This window comes from Pseudomonas sp. SDO5215_S409 (assembly GCF_054071325.1).
On sequence record NZ_JBSVWN010000001.1, the window covers coordinates 73,458 to 98,212 of the forward strand.

Here is a 24,755-nt window from a genome sequence, read left to right on the forward strand (position 1 = left end):
GGTTCTCCTTTACCGTGCTTATCGGGCCACCAGGCCGGCTTGTTGCAGGAACGTCAGGTTGTCTTCCAAGTGCCAGTCCTCGGCGACACGGCCGTCTGCAATGCGGTAGATGTCCATGGCGATAAAGTCCACGGCTTGCCCCTGGCCTTTTTTCTCGCCCAGGCTGCCGGTGAAATGGCCGGTGAAGCGCAAGGAAGACATCACTCGGTCCCCGGCAACGATCATTTGCAGGACCTCGCACCGCAGGTCCGGCACGGCGCTGCGAAACGCTTTGGAGGCTTTAAGCACGCCGTCGATGCCCTGCGGGCGGCCCGGTGGCAGGGTGTTGTCAATGAACGTGGGCGCCAGTGCGGCGCGGGCCAGGGCTTCGTCACCGGTGTTCCAGAACGTGTCGAAACGCCGGGCGGCCAAAATCTGCGCCTCGGCCTGGGCTTTTGGCAGGCTCTGGTCGACCACCAGTTTGACGGGCGTCACCAGTTCTGCGGCGCTGGCCATGGCGGGCAACAACACAGCGCTGAAGGCCAGGATGGCCAATTTGCAGGCAGCACGCTGCCCCGACTGTTTCGGTACGGTGTTCATGGGGAGTTCCTTTATCGAGGGGTATCCGGCGGGGTCGACAAGCCAGGACGGCTTATCCGGACCGCGATCCGTGAAAAGATGGTATCCATTGGACACTAAGGGCTCAAGAAGGCACCATCGGCTCACCAGATTACCCAGGAGTAACCACCATGGCGAAGTACCGCGAAAACCCGGCCTACGACGTATTTGCCGCCAACTGCCCGGCGCGGGTCATGCTCGACCGGCTGGCAGACAAATGGGTGCTGTTGCTGATCGACCGGCTCAGCGCCGGTGAGCGCATCCGCTTCAATCAACTGCGTCGCGACATCGTGGGAATTTCGCAGAAGGTGTTGTCGCAGACCCTGAAACGCCTGGAGCGCGACGGGCTGGTCGAGCGCCAGGTCTTCCCGACCGTGCCGCCCACGGTTGAATACTCGCTGACTGAATTGGGCGCGACCCTGGGCGATACCGTGGAGCGTCTGGCCCATTGGGCCGAGTCGAACATGCCGCGAATCGCCCAGGCCCAGCAGGACTACGATGAGCGTGTGGCGACATTGGAGCAGATGACGGCGGTGTAGCGCGGCGTAACCCGGGAGGCGCAGGGGCTGTACCTTCCGGGTTATGCAGTAGGTCATTCGGTCGGCGCGTATTGCATCTCACCGTTGCCAAACGACCAGTCTTCACGTTTTACGTCGATCAAGCTGATCCAGACGTCTTCCTTGCGCAGCCCGGTCTTGGCGTGAATTCCCTCGGCAATGGCTTTATAGAACGCCTTTTTCACCTCGACCGAGCGCCCGCCATTCCAAGTCACCTGGATGAATACGATTTTTGGCGTGTAGGTCACCCCCAGGTAGCCCGCAGCCGGGTACACCAGCTCGTCTTGGCGGTGGCGGTTGATGATCTGGAACTTGTCGTGTTCCGGCACATTTGCGGTGCTGACCATGGCCTCGTAAACCACGTCGCCGATTGCGGCAGCGGTTTGGGCGGAAGTGTCGGCAGCAAGGTCGATTCTGACTAATGGCATGGGAAAATCCTTGGGAACAAACCCGTTCAGTGGGAGGTGCTATAAAAGTAGGCTCGACGCTGCGATTCATCAAGCGCATAGTTTTCCTAAAGATCATGAGAGTTGAGCATGCTATTTCAGGATTTGAAGGCGTTAGTCACAGTGATCGACTGTGCCTCGTTGACCAAGGCGGCGCAGACGCTGCACCTGACTCAGTCGGCGGTGTCCCGGCGCATTCAACACCTGGAGGAAACCCTGGGCGCTGAGTTGTTCGATCGCACCACTCGCCCGCCCTCGCCCAACGCGATGGGTTATCGGGTGTATGAAAAGGCCGTTGAGGTGCTGCGGGAGGCGCAGCACCTGTTGAGCATCCCCCAAGAGCGGGCCATGCCGAGCGGGCGATTTCGGGTGGGGTTGACGCAAATCGTCGCGGACGCGGTGATGTTCGATGTCGTCAAAGGGATGCGTGAACAGTTCCCCCACGTCGAAATGCAGGTGGTGACCGACTGGAGCACCACGCTTGAGCAGATGATGCTACGCGCAGAGCTCGACGCGGCCGCGCTGATGGTGTTGGCGCCCAACTCCCCGCCGCCGCCTCTGCGCTGCCACTTGATCACCACGCTCGACATTCTGGTGGTGCAGAGCAAACAAAAACCCCTGGTCAGCGCCGCTGCCGATGTGCACAGCCTGTCGTCGCTGGAATGGGTCTTGAACCCGCAAGGCTGCGGGTATCGGGCCGCGCTCGAAGCGGCGATGGGCGCGCGCGGGCAGCGTTTGAAACTAGCGGTAGACACCCAGGGCTCGGCCATGCAAATGCGCATGGTGGCCGCCGGGATGGGCTTGGGGCTTATCCCGCAGAGGCTGCTCCAGGTCATGCCCAATGCCAATGAGTTGTCAGTGGTCCACCTCAACGACTTTGAACTCAACATGGGTATCTGGGTGGCCCACGCGTCACAACCCGGCAATTTGCGCCAAGCCAATGAGCTGCTAATTCAGGCGGTTACAGACGGGTTGCAGTAGTTTTCTAGCCGGATTTCTACGCCCTTAAAATAAATGTTTAGCTACATCTATTGATTTAAATGTTATTCGTCATGTATTTTTCACCTCGTTCCAACGGTACTTGCCTACGACTGCCGAGGTTATGTGATGAAGTTCACCCACGTTTTGAATGCTGCTGGCCAAACCGTGTCCGCCCTGATCGATGCGGACACTCGCCAGTATTGGCCCCTTGCACAGTTGCCCGCCCGGTTTAACGGCAGCATCGACCAGCTCATCGCCCAATGGGACGAGGTCAAGGCGCTGCTCGTCGCGCAGGGCGAAGGGCTTGCCCTGGATGACGCCACGGTGCTCGCGCCCCTTTCGCCGTCACGCAATATTTTTTGCGTGGGCAAGAACTACCAGGAGCACGCGGCCGAGTTCAGCGCATCCGGCTTTGATCACAGTGCCAAGGAAGGTGAAATCGCCCCGGAGTTCCCGGTGGTGTTTACCAAGACGCCGCAGTCTGTGATCGGCCACCAGGCCCCCATCCCCTTGCATGCCCAAGTCACCCATCAGCTGGACTATGAGGCCGAGCTGGGCGTGGTGATCGGCAAGGGCGGCCGGGGTATTTCCAGAGAACAGGCCATGGCGCATGTCTGGGGCTACACCATCATCAATGACGTGACCGCCCGTGACTTGCAGAAAAACCACCGGCAATGGTTCCTCGGAAAATCCCTGGACGGCTTCTGCCCCATGGGCCCCTGGGTGGTGACGGCGGATGAATTCAACCCACAGGACGCCGCTATCAAATGCTGGGTCAATGGCGAGCTCAGGCAAAACGCCAACACCCGCGACCTTATTTTTGACATCCCGGCGCTCATCGAATGCCTGTCGGCCGGTATCGAACTCAAAGCAGGCGATGTAATCAGCACCGGTACGCCGGTGGGCGTCGGCATTGGCTTCACCCCGCCGCGCTTCCTGCAGGCCGGTGACGTGGTACGTATCGCCATCGATGGCCTCGGTGAGCTCGAAAACCCTGTTGCACACCCGTAAACCCTTCCAATACGTGAGATAAGACAATGAGTTTAAAAGACAAGATCATCGGCCAACTGGGCTTTGGCGCTGCGCCCCTGGGCAATATGTTCCGCACCATTGACGAAGCAGAAGCGGCGGCAACCGTCGAAGCGGCCTGGAACCAGGGCATCCGCTTTTTCGACACGGCCCCGCTCTACGGCGCTGGCCTCTCCGAGACGCGCCTGGGCCAGGCGCTGGCCGGGCATCATCGCGACGAATACACACTGGCCACCAAGGTCGGGCGCCTGGTCTCGGATGAGCTGCACGGTGATGGCCATGGCGGACCGTTCAGCCAGGGCAACCGCAACAAAATGCTCAGCGACTACTCTGCCGATGCGACGTTGCGCTCGATCGAAGCCAGCCTCGAACGGCTGCGCACCGACCGGCTGGACATCGTGTTTGTGCATGACGTGGCCCAGGACACCCACGCAGACGAGTGGATCGAGCACTTCAACATCGCCCGCAAAGGCGCGTTCCGAGCCCTCACCCGCCTCAAGGAAGAAGGTGTCATCAAGGCCTGGGGCCTGGGCGTCAACCGGGTCGAGCCTTGTGAACTGACCCTGGACCTTGATGAAGTGCGCCCTGACGGCTTCTTGTTGGCGGGCCGCTATACCCTGCTCGATCATCTCCAGCCGCTGCAACGCTTGTTTGCCAAGGCCCAGGCCAAAGGCGCCGAGTTTGTCGCCGGTGGTCCCTACAGTTCGGGCGTGTTGGTGGGCGGTCAGCATTTCGAGTACCAGCCTGCCAGCGAGGCGATGCTCGCCAAGGTCAAGGCGCTGCATGAGATCGCGCGTCAATTCAACGTAGACATTAAGTCTGCTGCCTTGCAATTCCCCCTGGCCAACCCGCTGTACGCAGCGGTCATTCCGGGCGCAAGCCGGCCGTCGCGGATCGCCGAAGACGTTCAGGCCATCAAGGCCCACGTGCCACCGGCGTTCTGGCAAGTCTTGAAGGACCGGGGTTTCATTTCGCCAGAAGCACCTGTGCCCACTCATTAATCACCTCTGGACCGCGCTCACGGGAGAGTCATGACTGCATTGATTATTTTTACCCACCACAGCACGCACGACCAAAGTCAGGTGGACACCTACCAGAGCCTGGTACGCGACACGTTTGCGGGCCACCCGCTCAAGGTGCTCGCGGCGGGCGCTCCACAGCAACTTGAAGGGGCGCAGGCAAAACGTGTGGTCGTGCTTGAGTTTCCAACGTTGCAAGAGGCCCGTCAGTGGTATGACAGCCCCGCCTACGAGGCCGCCCGGCAACACCGTCTCAAGGGGTCGGAATTCAGCGCCGTGCTGGTCGAAGGTGTGTAACGCCCGGCACGGACTACCCTTGTTGCACCCATCCTCCTTAGGAAAACGATCATGAAGCCTGCACAAACAGCCATCATTCTTATCGAGTATCAAAACGACTTCGCAACACCCGGCGGCGTGTTCCATGACGCGGTCAAAGACGTCATGGAAAACAGCCAGATGCTGGCCAACACCGCCCATGCCATCAGGCAGGCGCGGGCGCTGGGGGTGAAGATCATCCACCTGCCGATCGCCTTTGCACCGGGTTACCCCGAACTGCCCGGCAGCCCCTACGGCATCCTCAAGGGCGTGGCAGAAGGCAATGCCTTTGTTGCGGGAACATGGGGCGCCGAAATCACGCAGGCCGTTACGCCGCAAGCGGGCGATATCGTGGTAGAGGGCAAACGCGGCCTGGACGGCTTTGCCACCACCGGCCTGGACTTTGTGCTGCGCAACCATGGCATCCAGACCATCGCCGTGGCTGGTTTTTTAACCAACTGCTGCGTGGAAGGCACCGTGCGCACCGGGTATGAGAAAGGCTACAGCGTGGTGAGCCTTACCGACTGCACCGCAACGTTCACCGAGCAGCAACAACATGCGGCGGTGAACTACACGCTGCCGATGTTTTCGCAAGCAATGGCCCATGAAGATTTTCTGCGGGCATTAACGGCTTAAACGCGCTCGGCGTTTGCCAAAGCCGCGTACTGGAGGGTGGAAAGCGTGCGTCCACCCTCCACCGGTTTAGCAGCGTCTGTCAGTGCTGCGCGACAGGCGCTGCCGACGGCACGGTCGATCAACCCGCCTCGCTGCGTCGCACCCTGTCCTCCTCCATCGCTTCTCGCAGGCTGCGCGGGCGCATGTCGGTCCAGGTGGCGTCGATATGGGCGATGCACGCCTCTTTGGCCTGGGGGCCAAAACATACGGTCCAACCGGCCGGCACCTCGATATCCTGCGGCCAGAGCGAGTACTGGTCTTCAGGGTTGATCAACACGAGATAGCTGGCATCGGGTCTTTCAAAAGGATTACTCATGGGGTTTTTCCTGTAAAAAAAGTGGGCGAGTACTGGATGGGCTATCGGCGCCAGGCGCCAGGTAGGTTTCGATCTGGTGGGCAATGGTCACGGCGCAGGCTTTACTCAACATGTCGCTGTGGCTGCTTTCTACATCAAACATGGTGAAGTCTCCCCGCAAGTAAGGCCGCCAGGCCTCCACCTCAGGTTCAAGGGTGCCCGGCTCGTGCAGCATGGCCCGGGCAAATAGCACGGGGCCGTCAAACACGCCGGGGCAATGGTCGCTCATGAGCCGCTGATTGTTCACGGCCACCTGGACCGAACGCTCAAGTGTCGCCGGGTCGATGAACCCGCCTGCAAAAGCGTCGGCGTCGCGGTGGTGATCAACCGATAACGGCGGGCTCAACGCTTGCAGGCGCGCGATTTCCTGAGGGGGGTAGCCGTCCAGCAGCCCCAGGAACTCGACGACCTCTCCCTGCTGTTGAAGTCGGCAAGCCAACGCATGCGCGAACACCGCGCCAAATGACCAACCGAGCAGGTGATACGGCCCCACCGGCTGCACCGCACGAATACACGCCAGGTATTCCTCCAGCATCGCCTGGAACGACGTGGCGGCAGGTTCATCCGCCTCGATACCGCGTGCCTGGAAGGCATGCACGGGTCGCTGCAATGACAAATGGGGCAGCAACCGCGCATACCCCCAACCAAAACCGAAGGCTGGGTGAACGCAAAACAATGCGGGCAGGTTGCCCTTGGCCCGCAGGGCCAGCAACGGGCCATTGCTGATGGCGCCTGCGTGAGGGATGGCAAGCCTGTGCGCCAAGGCTGCGACGGACGAAGCCTCGAACAACGTGCGCACATTCACCTCGACCCCCAAGACTTCACGCACCCGCATGACCAGGCGGGCAGCCAGCAGCGAGTGCCCGCCCAGGTCGAAGAAGCTGTCATCGGCGCCGACCACAGGCACGTCAAGGACCTCGCTGAACAACTCGGCCACAATCGACTCCCTGGCCGTCAACGGGACCTGCACCGGTGCGGGCAGCGTCGGGGGCGTTTGCAGTGATTTTCGATCCAGTTTGCCGTTGGCGGTCAACGGCAGGCCGTCGACTACAAAGACATGCGCCGGCACCATATGGGCAGGCAGGACGTCCCCCATCCGTCGCCGCAACGCCAGTGCCTGCAGCGCAGGCCCGCCGATATGCGGCACCACATAAGCGAGCAGTTGCGCAGAGCCACCGTTGGCCTGGGTGGCGACAACGGCCGCCTGAGCGACATCCTCCTGCCCGGTCAGGAACGCCTCGACCTCCCCGGGCTCGACCCGAAAGCCACGGATCTTGATTTGCGTGTCAGCACGGCCCGCGAACGCCAGGCTGCCATCTTCGCACCAGCGTGCCCTGTCCCCGGTACGGTACATGCGCGTTCCCGGCGGGCCGAATGGGCAGGCAACGAAGCGTTGTGCCGTTGAGCCCGGTTGGTCGAAATAGCCGCGAGCAAGCCCGGGGCCCGCGATATACAGCTCACCGACCAAACCAGGCGGCAAGGGGTTCAGCGCGTTATCCAGCACATAGACCCGGGTGTTCCACAGTGGCTGCCCGATAGACGCCACAGACTCAGCACCCACGAGCGAGCTCATGGTCGCGCACACCGTGGTTTCGGTGGGGCCGTAGGCATTGAGCATGCGCCGCCCGCGTGCCCAATGAGCAATCAACTCGGGCGAGCAACTTTCGCCGCCCACCACCAGCGTTTCGCACGACGGCAACGACTCCAATGGGAGTGCCGCCAGGATCGCCGCTGGCACGCTCAGGTGAGTAATCCCCTGCTGGTTGGCCAGCGCGACCAGGCCGTCCGGGTCGCGCTGCCCTTCCGGCACGATCACCAGCGCGGCCCCGGCCACCAGGCCGAAGGCCAGTTCGCCGATAGACACGTCAAAGGACAGCGACACGAATTGTAGGATCCGACTGCGAGCCGTCACCCCCAACCGTTCGACATGACTCAAGGCCATCCCCACCAACCCGGCATGCGTCACTTCCACGCCTTTGGGCTGCCCGGTGGAACCCGAGGTGTAAATGACATACGCCGGATGCGTCGCGTGGAGCGTGCCGAGGCGATCGCGGTCGGTTGGATCATGTGCGGGGCTCTGCGCCAGCGCCTCGAGGACATGCGGCGAGTGCAGCGCGAGCGTTGGCAAGGTGCCTGCCCACGCCTGCTGGGCCTCATCGGCATGCTGCACCAGAACCAGGCGCGGCCGAGCGTCGCTGAGCATGTAGGCCTGCCGCGCCGCTGGGTACGCCGGGTCAATCGGTACATAGGCGGCACCGGCCTTGAGCACGGCAAGGATTGCGACAATTACCTCGACAGACCGCGGCAGACACAGGGCCACCCGTGTCTCGGGGCCGATGCCGTGGCGGATCAAGTAATGCGCCAGGCGATTGGCACGTTCGTTGAGGCCGGCGTAATCGAGCACCTGATGTTCAAACACCAGGGCTGTCGCGCCGGGTGAATGCATTGCCCGTTGTTCGATCAGCGCGGGCAGCAGCATGGCCGGCAATGCGTGCGCAGTGTCGTTCCAGGTATGCAGCACTTGCTGACGCTCGGCAGGGCCCAGTGCACTGATGCTGCGCAACGGTGCCTGGGCAGTCTGCTCCAGCGCCTGTAACAGCTGCTGGGCGATCTGGAGGTACATGGCGCCGATTCGCGCGGCATCCAGGCTTGCGTCCGCTTGCACGGTAATCCTGAACCGGGCGCCCTCATCGTCAATGGCGGCGGTGAGCGCAAAGGTCGTGCGCTCATGCCCGTCCACCCATTCGATGCCGTCCACGATCTGCCCGAACGCCTCGCTGTCATCGCGGCTGCGGCAGTTGAGCAAGGTACAAAATAGCGGCGTCCCGGCGCTGACATCGCTGTAACGCTGGAGACGCACCAGTGAAGCGTCCTGATGCTCAAGCAGTTGCGCGAGTAACAGGTGCACGCGCAGCAGGCTGCTTTGCACGCCCTCATCGCCCACCTGCACACGAAACGGCAAGGTATTGATGTAAGGCCCCAGCGCGGCCTGTGTACGCTCATCCAGTTCGGCGCGCCCCAACAGAACGCTGCCGGTCACCACATCCTCGCAGCCCGACACGGCCGCGATCAGCAAGGCCCACGCCAAGTGATGAAAGGCGGCAGTCCCGACGTTCAAGCGCCGCACCGTGGCCTTCAGGCGCGCAGTGTTCGCTTCGTCCAGTACCACCGAGGCTTCCCGGGGTTCTTCGGCCCCCAGCGCGGACACCCCGAACGGATAGGCCGGTGTGTCGAAACCGGCCAGCAAGTCACGCCAGAAACCCTCGTCATCCGGCTTGGCCAGTGATTGCTCCACCCGCTTGCGAAACGCCAGCGACGGCGGTAAGTGCGCACCGTCGCCCTGCAACAACAGGCGGATTTCATCAAACATGATCATCATCGAGCGGTTGTCGTCGACGCTGTGGTGAATCCGCAGCAGCACCAGCCAGCGTTGGTTGACCGTGTCGTGCAGTACGCTCACATGAATCAGCGGGGCTGCGCCGAGGTCCAGGGCCACATCGTTGCGCTGCAGTTGCTCGTGCATGAACGCGCTGGCATCCCCTTCGCTACTCGAAAGCGTCAGCCACTCGACCGGCAGGCTGGCTCGTTTGAGCACCACTTGCACGGGGTCGCCAGGGAGGTCCCAGTAGAACGCGGTGCGCAGGATGTCATGACGGTCTATCACGGTTTGCAGGGCATCAAGAAAACCGTGCAGCAGCGCTTCTTCGGTCACAGCCCACAGTTGCGACATCAGGTAGGCATCGCCGCCTTCGCCGTTCAGGTGATGGAACAGGAACCCTTCCTGCAGCGGTGTGAGCGGGTAAATGTCCTGGATATTTTCATCGCCACCCGCAGTACGGGCCGCGATGGACGCGAGGTCCTGGCGGGTCAGGTTTACCAGGGCAAAGCGCTGGGTCGGCGCGGCGTCAAGCGCGGCTGTCGCCTCACAGGGCACCAGGCTTGCAGCCAGGGACTCGAGTGTATGCCCACGGAACAGCGTGCCCAGGTCCAGCGCGTAACCGCACCGACGCAGTCGCGTCACCCACTTGATCGCGAGCAGGGAGTGGCCGCCCCGGCCAAAGAAATTATCGTCCATCGACAGCGTGTCGGCAGTGCCCAGCACCTCTGCCAGGGTTTGGACCAGCACCTGCTCCTCGGGCGTACTGGCAAGGCGAGCGGAAGCCGCAACGTAGACCGGTGGCGGCAAGGCACGGCGATCCAGCTTACCGTTAGGGGTGATCGGCAGGCGCTCCAGCACCACAATGGCGCCCGGCACCATATGCTCGGGCAACGTCGTCGAGAGCTGTTCGCGCAGGATCGTGCCCTGCAGCACCTGTTGCGGCAGGCTCACCACATAACCCACCAACAGATGATGACCCGGCTGGTCCTCACGGTCGATCACGACAGCCTGGGCAACGCCAGGCTGCGCGGCCAGCACCGCTTCAATCTCGCCCAGCTCTATGCGCAACCCACGAATTTTCACCTGGGCATCCACGCGCCCCAGGAATATCAACGCGCCCTCGCCGCTCCAGCAGGCCAGGTCGCCGGTGCGGTACAGGCGCTCGGCGGGGCCGCCAAAGGGCGAGGCGACAAAACGCTCGGCGGTCAGCCCGGGCCGGTTGTGATAGCCGCGTCCCAAGCCCATGCCCGCGATGTACAACTCGCCCGGCACGTTGGGCGGCACCGGGCGCAGGCGTGCGTCGAGGACATAGATCCCGGTGTTCCAGATAGGTCGCCCGATGGGGATACTGGCGGCGTGGGCCTGTGCGAGCGGGTCATACGCCTGGAACGTCACGTCGACCGCCGCTTCAGTGGGGCCATAAAGATTGTGCAAGGCAGCGCGTTGACTGAGTGCAAAACGGCGCGCGATATCGCCGGACAGCGCTTCGCCGCTGACAAATACCTGCCTTAGCGGCAAGTCCCGGGTCAGTTGCTCATCCTGCAGGAACTCGCCGAGCATCGACGGTACGAAATGCAGGGTGTCGATCCGCTCGGAGCGGATCAGGCCGGCAAGGTAATCGGGATCACGATGCCCACCGGGGCGGGCGAGCACCAGCGTTGCGCCCACCATGAGCGGCCAGAAAAACTCCCAGACCGACACATCGAAACTGGCCGGTGTCTTTTGCAGCACGCGGCTGTTTTCGTCCAGCGCATAGGTGGCCTGCATCCAGCTCAGACGGTTGACAATCGCCTCGTGGGCGACAATCGCGCCTTTGGGACGCCCGGTAGACCCCGAGGTGTAGATCATGTAGGCCGGGTGACTCAAGCGTAATGCCCGGGTACGCTCAGCGTCTTGGGGGTCATGGTCCGGCATCTGCGCCAGGCGAGCCTGCAAGACCGGCTCGTCGAGCATCAGCATCGGGACGTCGCTGGCCACGGTCGAGAGGACACTGCCCGTGAGGGCGATCACCGCGCGAGGGCTGGCGTCACCGAGCATGTACGTCAGCCGCTCCAGCGGGTAATCGGGGTCCAGGGGCACATACGCCGCACCGCTCTTGAGCACGGCCAGCAGCCCGGTCACCAAGGCGGTGGAGCGAGGAACGCAAATGGCCACCCGATCCTCCGGCCCGATCCCAAGCGCGATCAGGTAATGGGCCAGACGGTTGGCCGACGCCGCGAGCGCGGCATAATCGAGTCGCTGCATCTCGAACACCAGCGCACAGGCACCGGGTGAACGCCGTGCCTGTTGATCGAGTAGTTCGGTCAGGGTATGGGTGGGCGCGGGCCCGCACAGATTGCGCGACGAAGACAGCACCTGCTGGCGCTGCTGCAAAGTCAGCAAGTCGATATCGCCGACGCGTTGCTGCAAGTCATCGGCCATGCGTTCAAGTAGGTGCAGGTACATCTGCGAGAAGCGTTCCATGGTCTGCGGATCGAACAGGTCGCACGCATATTCCACGCCACCCTCCAGCGCGTCCGCTGTTTCCACGAAGCCAACCGTCAGATCGAACTTGGTCGTGCCCAGATCCACCGGGCGTTCGCTCACCTGCAGGTGCGGCAGGTGCAACACCGCTTGCGAGCTGTTCTGCAGGGTCAACGTCACCTGTACCAGCGGCGCGTGGTTGCGCGCCCGTGGCGGGTTGAGCAGTTCCACCAGCAACTCGAACGGCAGGTCCTGGTTGGCATAGGCCCCGAGGCTGGTCTGGCGCACACGGTCGATCAATTGCGCAACGCTGGGGTCACCGCCAAGGTCGGTGCGCAACACCAGCATGTTGACGAAGAACCCCACCAGCTCATCCGCCGCACTGTCGGTACGCCCGGCAATCGGGCTGCCGATGGCGATGTCTTCGCCAGCGCCGAGCTTGCTCAGCAGCAACACCAGCCCCGCTTGAAGCACCATGAAAAGGCTGGCATCGCAGCGCCGGGCAAGGGCCTTTAGGCGCCGGTGCAAAGCCTGGGGCATTGCAACCGGCACAAAACCACCGCGATGGGACGACTCAAGCGGCCGCGGGTGGTCGGTAGGCAGCGCGATGCACGGTGCTAACCCGGCCAGCGCATCACGCCAGTAACGGGTCTGGCGAGCCAGCAACCCCTGCGGCTGGTTGTCACTCAACAGCTCGCGCTGCCACAGCGCGTAGTCGGCGTATTGCAACGCCAGCACCGGAAACACCGGTGACTGCCCTTGCAATCGTGCCGCGTAGGCCAGCGACAAATCGCGTAGCAGCGGCGTGAACGACCAGCCATCGGCGACGATATGGTGCAACTGGATCAACAACACATGGCTCTGTTGGTCCAGGCGCCACACATTGGCGCGCACAGGGATGTCACGGTGTAGCGCAAAGGGCCTGCTGGCCGCGTGTCGGAGTACCTCGGGCAACGTCGCAACGCTTGAATCGCCCCACTCAATCACCAGCCTTGCCGCGCTGTCCTGCGCGGCCAGCACCTGTTGATACGGCTCACCGTCATAAGACACAAACACGGTGCGCAGGCTTTCGTGACGGGCCAGAAGATCATCCATCGCAGCTTGCAAGGCCTTTGGGTCAAGCGCGCCGACAATCTCAAGGCACAGCGGGATGTTGTAGGTGGCGCTGGCACCTTCCACGCGGTCCAACAGCCACAGGCGCTGTTGCGCGAACGACAACGGCACACGCTCGGGGCGCTGCGCGGCTTGCAATGCAGGGCGCGGGATGTCGCAGGCGTGCTGCTGCAACCCGTCGATCAGCAGGGCCACCGTCGGCGCATCGAACAGCAGGCCAATCGGCAGTTCCAGGCCCAATGCGCCACGGATACGGCTGGCCAGGCGGGTTGCCAACAGCGAATGCCCACCCAACTCAAAGAAGTTGTCATCGATCGACACTTCAGCCAGGCCGAGTATTTCGGCGAACAGGCCCACCAGCACGCGTTCCTGTGCCGTGCGCGGTTGCCGCCCACCGCCACTGTCATAGCGCGGTGCGGGCAGCGCGCGTCGGTTGAGTTTGCCGTTGGGCAGCAGCGGCAAATGGTCGAGCACCACGATAGCCGAAGGCACCATATAGTCCGGCAACTGCTCGGCAAGGGCCGTGCGCATGGCCGAAGGGTCGAGCTTCATCGGCGTATTGGCATACACCGGCGGCGTGCCTGCGGGCTGCTCGCGATAGACCCCATGGGGCACGCTGGTAGCGTCCCCTTGCCAGAACAGCACCTCCAGGTATTCAACGGCGTCGCAGGCCCGGGTGACCGCGACCCGGTAGCCCAAAGACTCGCCCAGCAGGTGGAACGCATCCACATCAGGCACCCCGTCCGGGCTCGCCTCACGGGCATGAAGATCGACCAGCGCCATCAATTGCAGATCGGCTTGCAGGCGCGTGTCGGGCACGCGCGTCAGGCGCAATTGCGCGGGCCCTGCGTGCAGCAAATGATCGTGCAAGCGGCCGATACCGTCGACGTCCTGGCCCCAGGTGAGTGTGGGCGCATGCTCCAGGGAAACCGTCGCCACGGGCGCCTTGTGCAGTTTGACGTCGTAGCGGTAGCTGTTCAGTTCGTTGACGTGCGCACCGCGTTTCACCTGGATATCGACCGCGCCCAATTCGGCAAAACGCGTGGTCAGGTGGGTGAAGAACTCAGGCGCCAGAAGCAGTTCCTTCTCGGTATGGATCGTCTTTTCTACCTGTTGCACCAGCGTTTTTCCGCGGTGTGCGGGGTCGGCCTTGTGCCACTGAGTGGCGCAAGAGAAGCAACGCAGCAAATGCAGGTTGCGCACGTCACCGATAAACACCGTGCCCCCGGGGACCAGGGTGTGCAAGGCCAGGCCGATGACGTCGGCCAGGTAGTCCATGCTCGGGAAGTACTGCACGACCGAGTTGATGACCACGACGTCGAAAAAACCTGTCGGCAGGCTGTCCTGGACGTGGGCAGGCTGCGTGCGCAGCTCGACGATACCCGCCAGGTCCTCCTGAAGCGCAACGCGCTTGCGCAGGGTCGCGATGGTTTCAGCGGAAAAGTCCGTGGCCCAATAGGCTTCGCAGTTGCCGGCGAGCTGCGACAGCAGCAGGCCCGACCCTACACCGATCTCCAGGACCCGGCTGGGTGCCAGCTCCCGGATGCGCGTCACCGTCGCCTCGCGCCAGGCGTGCATGTCCTGCGCGGGGATCGGCTTGCCGGTATAGCTGCTGGTCCAACCGTCGAAGTTTTCGCCGAACACTTCAGAGTCGGAGTCGTCGTAGAGCGATTCGTAGAACTCACGCCATTGCTCGACCTGACTGATTTCATGGTTGGCGTCCCGGGCCACATCGCCCTTGGCCGCAACCACATACGCCACCAGGTGCGGTTGCCCCGGCTGGTCCTCACGGACCATGGCGGCGACTTGGCCAACCCCGGCCTGATGACGCAGGACGGCTTCGACTTCGGTGGTTTCGATGCGAAAACCGCGCAATTTGACCTGCTCGTCGGTGCGTCCCAGAAACTGGAGCGTGCCGTCTGCCTGGCGCCCTACCCGGTCACCGGTGCGGTACAACCGCGAGCCCGGTGGGCCGAAGGGGTTGGCCACAAACGCACTCGCCGTGAGCCCGGCCTGCCCAAGGTAACCCCGGGCCAAGCCATGGCCTGCGACGTAGAGTTCGCCCGCAACATCGGGCGGTACGGGGCGAAGCTGTTCGTCCAGGACATACAGCTGTGCATTCCAGATGGGCAGGCCGATGGGCACATGCGGCCCCTCATCGCTCACCTGCCAGGTATGGCTGCTGGTCTGGATCGTGGTTTCGGTAGGCCCATACAAATTCACCAGGTGTATGCCATAGCGCTCGTGCATCTGTTTGGCCAAGCGCATGGGCAACGGCTCCCCGCCCAGGAACACCTGGCGCAGCGCGGTGAGCGACGCAGGCAATACCGCCAGCATGGCGTCGAGCATCGACGGCACAAATTGCGCCACGCTAATCTGCCGTCGGCTCACGAAGTTAGCCAACTGCTCCATGTCCCGAACGATACCGGTCGGTGCCAGAACCATCCGCGCCCCGGTTATCAGCGGGAGCCAGAACTCCCAGGCGGCCGCATCAAAGTTGATCGAGGTACGCGCCAATACCCGGTCGCTAGCGTCGAGCGGGTATTGGGCGGCCATCCACTGCATGTGGTTGACCGCCTCGGCATGAGCCACCACCACCCCTTTGGGTCGGCCCGACGAGCCGGAGGTATAGATGATGTACGCCGGGTTGCTCGAACCGACCTGCCGCACTCGGTCACTGTCGCTCAGGTCGGCTATGCCATACCCGGCAAGGCGCTCAGTGAGTGCCGCTTCGTCGAGATTGATGCGCAGGCATCCAGGTGGCAGTGTCAGGGCGGCGCCCACCGTGCACAGCACGGCGCGAGGGGCGCTGTCGTCAAGCATGAGCGCCAGACGATCCTTGGGGTAATCCGGGTCAAGGGGCAAGTAGGCGGCGCCACACTTGCTCACCCCCAACAACGCCACGGCCAGCATCGCATCGCGAGGCAAGGCAATCGCCACACTGTCTTCGGCACCGATCCCCTGGGCCGCAAGGTGCCGTGCCAGTTGGTTAGCCCTGGCGTTCAATGTGCGGAACGAAAGAACATCGTCGCCAGCTTCTACGGCGGGCGCCTCGGGGCTGCGCAAAACCTGTGCCTGGAACAACCCGTGCAAACAGCCGTCCTGCACTTCGTGTGCCGTGTCGTTCCATTTCAAGAGGGCTTCGCCACGCTCTTGGGGCGAGAGAATATCGATGCGGTCGATCGATGCCTCGGGCTGCCCCGTCATGGCATCGAGCACCAGGATCAGACGGTCCAGCATCCGTTGGACGCTGGCAGCGTCATACACATCGCTGGCGTATTCGATAAAACCGTCCAGCGTGTCGCCGTCTTCCGTCAGGTGCACGCTTAAATCGAATTTGGCGGTGCCGGTATCGATAGCGATCTCGCGGGCGTGCAGCCCCTTGAAGTCCGGCGTGGCAACCGCGGTATTGTGCAGCGCCAGGGTGACTTGCACCAACGGATGATAGGCCTGCGAGCGAACCGGGTTGAGCGCTTCGACCAGTTGCTCGAAAGGCAAGTCCTGATGGGCATAGGCCCCCAGGCTGCTCTGGCGCACCCGCCGCACCAACTCGATAGCGCTGGGGCCTGCGCTGAGGTCGACCCGCATGATCAGGGTATTGACGAAGAACCCTACCAGGTCCTCCAGCGCCTGGTCGGTACGCCCGGCAATGGGGCTGCCTATGGCGATGTCATCTCCGGCACCGAGCTTGCCAAGCAAGGTCGCCAAGCCTGCCTGCAAGACCATGTAAAGGCTCGCCTCACAGGTATTGGCCAAGGACCTCAGGCGGGCCACGCGGTCGGCAGGCAGCCTGAAGGTCAGCACATCGCCTCGGTAGCTCGATTGGGCCGGACGCGGTCGGTCCGTGGGCAGGCGAATGCATTCGGGCAGACCTGCCAGCGCCTGTTGCCAGTAGGCCATTTGTTGCGAAAGCAGGCTCTGGGGGTGGCTCGCGTCGCCCAGGTGCTCGCGTTGCCACAGGGTATAGTCGGCGTACTGCACCGGCAACGGCGCCAACGCCGGTGCATCGGCGTCCAGCCGGCAGGCATAGGCCGCGCCGAGGTCGTGTACCAGCGGAGCGATCGACCAGCCGTCCGAAGCGATATGGTGGATCAACAACAGCAGCACGTGCTGGTCTGCCGCCAGTTTGAACAGCGCGGCCCGAATGGGAATTTCCCTGTCGAGCTCGAATGTCTGGCAGCTCCAGGCCTGCAGCTGTTGCTGCACGTCGTGGGCGGTTGCTTGCAGGTGCACCAGCGAGACTTGCGCACGCGGATCATCCACCGCCAGCACTTGCTGGTAAGGGGTGTTGTCATGGTCGGGAAACAACGTCCGCAGGCTTTCATGCCGCGCCACGAGATCACCGACCGCATGGCCGATGGCGGCCAGGTCGAGCGTACCCGTCAGGTGCAAGGCCAGGGGCATATTGTACGTCGCGCTAGCGCCTTCCAGGCGATAGAGGAACCACAGGCGTTGCTGTGCAAAGGACAGCGGCAACCGGCCTTCCCGTCGCTGCGCCACCAGGGCAACCCGTCGGGAGCCCGGGGTGGCGCTCGCCAGCCGCTCGCACAGGCTGGCAACGGTCGGCGCATGAAACAGCGCATCGACGTTCAGTTCTACCGAGAGCACACTGCGCACGCGCGCCACCAGGCGTGTCGCCAGCAACGAATGCCCGCCCAGCTCGAAGAAGTTGTCATCAATGCCCACCCGCTCCAGCCCCAGCACCTTGCAGAACAGGCTGCACAGCAGCGCCTCCTGTGGGGTGCGCGGCGCGCGGCTTTGCACGCAGACGAAGTCCGGCACCGGCAACGCGCGGTGGTCCAATTTGCCATTCGCCGTCAGTGGCAGGGCTTGCAGTGAGACGTAAGCGGCTGGGCGCAGGTAATCGGGCAGTTCGGCAGCCAGGGCACGCCGCAAGGTTTCGATATCGGCTTGCGCCGCGCTGATCAGGTAGGCAACCAATTGGCGATTGCCCGGAACATCCTCGCGAACGACGACCTTGCTGCGTGGATAACCGTGCCGGGCAATGGCCGCCTCGATCTCGCCGGGCTCGATGCGGAACCCGCGCAACTTGACCTGATCATCGATGCGCCCGAGGTACTCGACCTGGCCATCGTCAACACGGCGTACCAGGTCACCCGTGCGGTACATACGCTCGCCCGCAAAAAACGGATCGGCGACAAAACGCTGGGAGGTCAGGCCCGGGCGCAGGAAGTAACCGTTGGCCAGGGGGGCGCCCGCCACGTAGAGCTCGCCGGCAACCCCCTTCGGCACGAGTTGCAGCAGGCTGTCGAGGACATACAACCGCGTGTTCCAGATAGCCTCGCCGATCGGTGCAGAACCGCGTGGGTCCCATTGGTCAACGTGTTCGGCCAGGGTATGCGCGGTGACCACATGGGTTTCCGTCGGGCCATAGTGATTGTGCAAGCGGCGCCCGGGCGCGCAGCGATACCAGTCACGCAGGGCCTGGCTGACCTGCAGCGCTTCACCGGCCTGGGCAATATCGACCAGTGCGGGCAAGGCCAACCCTTGCTCCTCGGCGGCTTCGCGTATCGCCTCGATCACCAGGTTGGGCGCATAGAGCTGTTGCACGCCGCTGCGCTCCATCCAGAGCGCGAGGCTCGCCGGGTCGCGCTGGACGTCACGACGTGGGACGGCCAAGGTCTTGCCGTGCAGCACTGTAGACAGAATCTCTTGCGCCGACACATCGAAGCTCAGCGCGGTGAATTGAGCGACCACCGTGGCGCGATCGCTTGAAAACGTCGCGTGATGCCATGCCATCAGGTTAACGAGTGCGGCCTGTGACATTTCTACCGCTTTGGGCCGCCCGGTCGAGCCGGAGGTGTACATCACGTAAGCGGGGTGACGCCGGTCGAGTGTGGCCAGACGGTCGCTGTCATCGGGGTTATGTTCGGCAAAGCAGGCATCGGCGGCATCGTCCCACAGCAGTCGGGGCGCACTGTTGGGCAGGGCAATATCCGGATGGGTGATGACCTGGCACGGGGCGCCGTCTTCGAGCATGTACGCCAGCCGCTCGGCGGGATAATCAACGTCAAGCGGCAGGTAGGCCGCGCCAGACTTGAGCACGGCCATCAGCGCAACCACCATTTCCAGGGACCGTGGCAGCGCAATTGCCACGCGCTCGCCAGGGCACGCACCCAGGCTGATCAGCCGGTGCGCCAGGCGGTTGGCCCGCGTGTTGAGTGCCGCATAGCTGCACGATTGACCGTCAAACATCACGGCGGTCTGCGTGGGCGTGCGTGCTACCTGGCGTTCGAAGCGGGCGGCCAACGTGGCGCCCTCTTCGTCGGCCGGTAATGGGAGCGGCAATGCCAGCAGCGCCTGGCGCTCCTGCTGCGGCAACACCGGTAAGCGGTTGATCAGGCGATGCGGAGCGTTTTCCAGCGCGTCGGCCAAGCCGCTCAACGCCTCCTGCAAATAGCGGCACAGCCGCATCGGGTCCAGCGGGTCAATTGCTTGGGCCGTCAAGCTCAGCGCTTGGCCATCGTCTTCCACCGACATGAGGATTGGATAGTTGGTCCTTTCGCGCGTGCCCTGCCACTCGATGCCCGGCAAGGCTGCGCCTGCGGCCCCGGTTTTAAGGCTGTTGTGGCGATAGTTGAACAGGGCCGTGAACAGCGGTTGCTGCGCCGTGATACCACTGCAATTCTGAGCCAGCGCCAACGAGGCATGTTCGTGATTGAGTAGCTGCGCCAGTTGCGTGTGCGTGTGATACACGCCGTCCAGGCAGTTGACGTCGGCGAGGTCCAAGCGCAGCGGCAAGGTGTTGATGAACAACCCCAAGGTGCGGTCGGCATCGCTGCCCGCCTGCAAGCGACCGAACAACACGGTGCCGAACACCACCGGCCCCTGTTGGCCGCTGGTCACGGCAACGACCCGCCCCCATGCCAGGTGGCACAGGCTGGCGACACTGACGCCCAGTTGCTGTGCCTGTGCCCGCAGGCGCTGGTTCAACGACGGGGGCAGTGGCAGGTGCGCTTCGCTGGCATTGTGACCTGTGCCCTTGAGATCGGTGTAACCGAAGGGGGCGGTGGTTTGATCGATGCTCGCCAGTTGCGCCTCGAAATAGCGCCGGTCTGTATCGCCCTGGCTCGCGGCACGCGCCTGGCCGATCAACTGGCGGAACGCACCCGGCGTGGCAAGGCCCTCAGCGTTGCCGGTCAGTATGTCGCGGATTTCGTCATGGGTGATCTCCACCGTAGCGTGGTCGCCGATCAGGTGGTGTTGCAGTTCGTGGAGCACCCAGCGCCCATCAGCGGGGTCTTGTGCGATGTACAGCTGGATCAGCGGCGCCTGGTCCAGGCGCATACGCGCGTCGGGGCGGTCGATCAGGCGCGACAATTGCTCGCAGGCCGAGCCTGCCTGCGGCTCGAGCTCGATTTGCTGCACGGGCACGCGGGCCTCGCGCCACACCACTTGCACCGGGGCGGACAAGCCCTCCCAGAGAAAGGAGGTGCGCAGGATGTCGTGACGGTCCACGACGTGCTGCATGGCGGCCACGTAGCGGTCCAGCAAGTCGCGGTCTGCAAACACGGTCTGGCTGGAAATCAGGTAGGGGTCGCCATCGGTGTGCAGCAGATGGTGGAACAAAATGCCTTCCTGCAACGGCGAAAGGCTGTAGATGTCCTGGATGTTCGCCACCCCGCCTGGCACGTGCTCGACCACACGGTCGATACCGTCCTGGTCGAGGTCCGCCAGGGGCAACAGGTGTGGGGTCAAGTGCAGCGTCTGCGGGGTAATCGCGTTATCCGCAACCGCCACATCGTTGGCCGTGGCGAATGTCGCAGCCAGGTCCATCAGGACCGGCGTGGTGAACAACCCCTGTACGTCGATGCCCAGGCCCAGGCGGCGCAGGCGTTCTATCAGCGTAATGGCGTGCAGCGAGTGGCCGCCCAAGCGGAAAAAGTTATCCTGGCGGCCCACCTGCGCGATGCCGAGAATATCGCTCCACAACCCGGCCAGCATTCGCTCCATCGCACCAACCGGCGCGGCATAGGCATGACGGACCCATGCGTAACCATCGGGCTCGGGCAAGGCCTTGCGGTCGATTTTGCCATTGGCGGTCAGCGGCAGGCGTGCCAGCGTCACGTAGGCAGTGGGAACCATATAGTCGGGCAGGCGCTGCGCCAGGTAAGCGCGGCAATCCGCGGCCAGGTGGGCCCCCGCCTCGCCCTCGGCACACACGATATAGGCAATCAGTTGCCGGTCTCCCGAGGCCGCCTCGTGCACCTGCACCGTGGCATCGACCAGGCCAGGGTAGCGGGCCAGGTGGCCTTCGATTTCGCCAGGCTCGATGCGAAACCCGCGGATCTTCACCTGCTCATCGTTACGCCCCAGGAACACCAACCGGCTATCCGGCAGGTAACAAGCCAGGTCGCCCGTACGGTACATCCGAGCTCCTGGCTCCTCGCTGAAGGGATCGGCGACAAAACTGGCCTGCGTCAGCGCCGGGCGGTTGAGATAACCACGGGCAACGCCTCTACCACCGATGTACAGCTCACCCGTGACGCCTTGGGGCACAGGCTGGCCGCAGGCGTCCAGCAGGTAGATACGGACTTGCGGTAACGGTCGGCCAATCGCATCAATTGGCTCTTGGCGCAGGACCGGGCAATGGAGTGTCGCCGTGACGGTGGCTTCCGTCGGCCCGTAGCAGTTGGCCAGAACCGGCCCGGCGGGGACACGCTCCAGCCACTGGCGCAGGGCATGGGCAGGCACGGCTTCGCCGCTGACGCAGATCACGCGCAGCGTGGCGGGTGGCCGCGGATCCTTTGCCAATTGCAGCCAGAATTGGACGGGCAAGTCGAGGTAGGTGATGCCCTCACGCTCACACAGCTGCCAGAAACCCTCGGCACTGGTCAGCCAGTCGTCGGTGCGCAAGACCAGGCGTGCACCGCTGGCCAGCGCGCCGAATATCTCGACCAGGGAAACGTCGAACGCAAGGTTGCAGAACTGCAACACGCGATCATCTCTGCCCCATTGCCACTGCGCCTGAAGTGCGCGGATCTGATGCACAATCTGGCGGTGCTCGACCATGACGCCTTTGGGCTGCCCCGTCGATCCCGAGGTGTAAATGACATAGGCCAAACACGACGGGTTCAGGTTTTGCACGCGCGTAATACGCGGGCTGGCCGGCGCTTTTTGCACCGTCCAGGGTTCGAGGGCCAGGTGGTGCTCGCTCTCGCCGAGGGCGGCCAGGCCTGCTTGATCCACGAGCACAAGCGCTGGCGAGGCGTCGTCGATGATTTGCTTCAGTCGTTCCTGGGGCAGTGATGCAGGCAGTGGCAGATAGGCCCCACCGGCTTTCATTATCGCCAGCAGGCCGACGAGCATCGCCGGGCTGCGCTGGGTACACACCGCCACCCGGTCGTCGATCTGGATGCCACGGGTAATCAACTGATGGGCAAGATGGTTGGACAACGCGTCCAGCTCGCCATACGTGAGGCACTTGCCGTCCTGGGTCACCGCCACGGCATCCGGACGCGACCTCGCGTGTTGCTCGAAAAGCTCGTGCAGGCAACGGTCGTCACCGCAAAGCGCATCGGCCTCGTTCCAGGTGTGCACCAAGCGCGTACGCTCGGGCACCGTCAACAGGTTCAGTTCTACGGCTGGCAGCAAAGGCGTGTGCGCCGCTGATGCCAGTAGCGCGTCGACATGCCCCGCCATATTGTCCATCAGCGATTGCGCCACCCGCGCCGCGTCGTAATGCCAGCGGTGGCGGCCATTCGGTGCATCGATCTGGAGGGTGATCAGGGCGCTGCACGTGTGAGCAGGCGCGTTGCCGGTGAAGTCGACCGCATAGGCCCAGGGTTGCTGTTGAAACAGCAAGGCGGCCTCACGCAATTCGGGAATACGGCCCAGCACATCCCATGGGAATGTCAGGCGCCCAGCCAGGCATTCGCGCTCTTCATTCAAGGCCCTGAATACGTGTTGAAACGGGCGCGTGAGGTCAACCTGCAGCTCCATCGGCACGTTGGGGGCAAACAGGTGCGTGGCGTGGCTCCAGGCATCGGGGAGCTTGGCAGGCCAGCCGATTTGCAACGTGGTGGCGCCTGTCAGGCGCGCGAGGTAAATCATCCATGCCCCCAGCAGTTCATCCGTTTGCGGGGAGTGCGACCAATCCGTCACTTGCCAGTCGCCCTCGGGCGAGGCCGACGGGGGCGCGGCAAACGGGGTGCTGGTGTGCTCCAGCCGCCCGAGGCGCTCGATCCAAAAGGCCTCGTGGGCCGCAATCGACTCATGGGCGCTTCTCAGCGACACGGCGCTGTCGCCGTCAAGGCTGGGCAAGCGGTCCCCCACTTTCAGGCCGCGCTGTTGCGCGTGGTGTTGCGCATCGGCCGACGTGTTGCCCAGCCCTTGCAGGTCACGGACGATGACGTCGACGTCCGCCGTCGCTATGCGCCAGCCTTGCGGATCAATCTGGAGCAACGTACCCGGTGGCTGGCAGGAACGGTCGTGGGTGACGTCCAGGCGGGCGACCCATAACACGTCATCGGCCAACAGCAGTTTGGCGCGGGCCAGCGGGTTACGGTGGTAGGGGCCGAAGTCCAACGCCCTGACCAGGGCCGACAATACCGTTGCAGGCTGGTGCCATTGCAGGCAACCCGCGGCGTCGGGCCGACGATAACGGCCAAAGAAGTGGCGCTGCGTCAGGTCCTGAGGGCGCGACTCGACCGTGTCATGCACGAGCGCGTCAAACAGGTGGACGAACCCTTCACGGGCAGCCTGATAGCACTTGAGGTTAAGGGACAGCGCGGTGTCGTCGGCCCCCATCTCCACCGGGATCTGGACCACGATATCGCCCTTGTCCACCCCGCTGACAATGCAGTGCCAGCTAATCCCGTGGGCCGTCTCCCCTGCCAGGAGCGCCCAGGACGTGGCATGAGAACCGGCGTACCGCGGCAACAGGGCGTCGTGGTAGTTGTAGGTGCCCTGGGGGAAGCCACTCAGGATTGCATCGGGAATGATCAACGGGTTGTCGATCGAGAACAAACAGTCCACCGCCTCTGTGGCCAGTACCTGCGTCAGTTCATCCCACGAATGGGTACAAGCCACGTCGTGCGCCGCCGACCATTGCGCAAGAAAATCGTCGGCGGCCAATACGACCCGCAACGAGCCTCCGGTGTCCAGCACATGCTGCGCACAGGCGGCGGCAATGGTGCCACTGCCGACAATCACACAGGACAACGCGCGATGAGCGCGGGTTTTCTCGGCACGCACACTTTTGAAGGTAGCTACTGGACTCGACAACGGCATGGCAATGGTGTCTCGACAGGTCAGAGGGGGGTCGACGCGGCTGATTTTTTTACAGGCACGACATAAGTGTCGCCAGGGGTGGCGCTGCTGAAAGACGTGGAGTTAAAACAAGTTGGATCGCGCTAAAAAACAGTGTTGCAAGAGGGGAAACGACCCCGACTGCACTCGCCATACCGGCTCTCTTAACAGATGCGTTAATGAATAGACAGTTGCTTTTTGCATGAAGCGAAAGTGTGACAGGACAGCAAGCTAGAATAACACCGTAGCGCCGCTCATATAATTAGAGCAAACACTCTTATTAATATGCCCAGGGACGCTTATTTAATAGGCCTTTAACTCGATAAGTGCGCGACGATACTATCGCCCCCTTACAAAGGCAACCCCTAGTACTGACAGGTTATAACCTGGCTGGAGCATGGCAGAATAATGGCTTTGGCCATAAAAAGGTCAAATTATTGCCAGCATCGAAACAGTCGATCTGGATCCCATACTGATCCATTACCGGGACAGGCTGATAATTCAATGCCTACAAACCCCTGGGCGGGATCTAGTTGCAATGTATATGTAAAGCAG

The 24,755-nt window shown here is 63.0% G+C and carries 10 protein-coding genes; 6 read left to right on the forward strand and 4 right to left on the reverse strand.

Annotated elements, in window-relative coordinates; all coding sequences use genetic code 11:
* Window positions 1-18: 18 nt before the first annotated feature.
* Entirely contained in the window at window positions 19-579 is a 561-nt protein-coding gene (locus ACW9H9_RS00125) for an ester cyclase (protein WP_457341070.1), read from the reverse strand.
* A 149-nt stretch (window positions 580-728) separates the two neighbouring features.
* Here ACW9H9_RS00125 and ACW9H9_RS00130 point away from each other — a divergent pair, with 149 nt between their 5' ends.
* A complete protein-coding gene (locus ACW9H9_RS00130; protein ID WP_457341069.1) occupies window positions 729-1,136 on the forward strand; it encodes a winged helix-turn-helix transcriptional regulator in 408 nt (135 codons plus the stop codon).
* A gap of 53 nt (window positions 1,137-1,189) precedes the next feature.
* Here ACW9H9_RS00130 and ACW9H9_RS00135 read toward each other — a convergent pair whose 3' ends face one another.
* A complete protein-coding gene (locus tag ACW9H9_RS00135; protein ID WP_457341068.1) occupies window positions 1,190-1,582 on the reverse strand; it encodes a tautomerase family protein in 393 nt (130 codons plus the stop codon).
* A 108-nt stretch (window positions 1,583-1,690) separates the two neighbouring features.
* Between ACW9H9_RS00135 and ACW9H9_RS00140 the strand changes: the two genes are divergently transcribed.
* From ACW9H9_RS00140 to ACW9H9_RS00160, 5 genes are all read left to right on the forward strand, one after another.
* A complete protein-coding gene (locus ACW9H9_RS00140) occupies window positions 1,691-2,581 on the forward strand; it encodes a LysR family transcriptional regulator (protein WP_457341067.1) in 891 nt (296 codons plus the stop codon).
* 126 nt (window positions 2,582-2,707) lie between these two features.
* Window positions 2,708-3,592: a fumarylacetoacetate hydrolase family protein gene (locus ACW9H9_RS00145; RefSeq protein WP_457341066.1), complete on the forward strand. Its 885-nt coding sequence runs from the start codon at window positions 2,708-2,710 to the stop codon at window positions 3,590-3,592.
* 26 nt (window positions 3,593-3,618) lie between these two features.
* On the forward strand, window positions 3,619-4,611 hold the full coding sequence (locus ACW9H9_RS00150; RefSeq protein ID WP_457341065.1) for an aldo/keto reductase: 993 nt from the start codon (window positions 3,619-3,621) through the stop codon (window positions 4,609-4,611).
* A gap of 30 nt (window positions 4,612-4,641) precedes the next feature.
* Entirely contained in the window at window positions 4,642-4,926 is a 285-nt protein-coding gene (locus ACW9H9_RS00155; protein WP_457341064.1) for a DUF1330 domain-containing protein, read from the forward strand.
* 51 nt (window positions 4,927-4,977) lie between these two features.
* Entirely contained in the window at window positions 4,978-5,580 is a 603-nt protein-coding gene (locus ACW9H9_RS00160; RefSeq protein WP_457341063.1) for a cysteine hydrolase, read from the forward strand.
* A gap of 118 nt (window positions 5,581-5,698) precedes the next feature.
* Here the strand turns inward: ACW9H9_RS00160 and ACW9H9_RS00165 are convergent, their stop codons facing one another.
* Together ACW9H9_RS00165 and ACW9H9_RS00170 are read right to left on the reverse strand one after the other, a co-directional pair.
* Window positions 5,699-5,935, reverse strand: a complete 237-nt coding sequence (locus ACW9H9_RS00165) for an MbtH family protein (RefSeq protein WP_457341062.1) — start codon at window positions 5,933-5,935, stop codon at window positions 5,699-5,701.
* Complete coding sequence (locus tag ACW9H9_RS00170) at window positions 5,928-24,182, reverse strand: amino acid adenylation domain-containing protein (protein ID WP_457341061.1); 18,255 nt, start codon at window positions 24,180-24,182, stop codon at window positions 5,928-5,930. The genes ACW9H9_RS00165 and ACW9H9_RS00170 overlap by 8 nt, the downstream gene beginning before the upstream one ends.
* Between the last annotated feature and the right edge of the window lie 573 nt (window positions 24,183-24,755).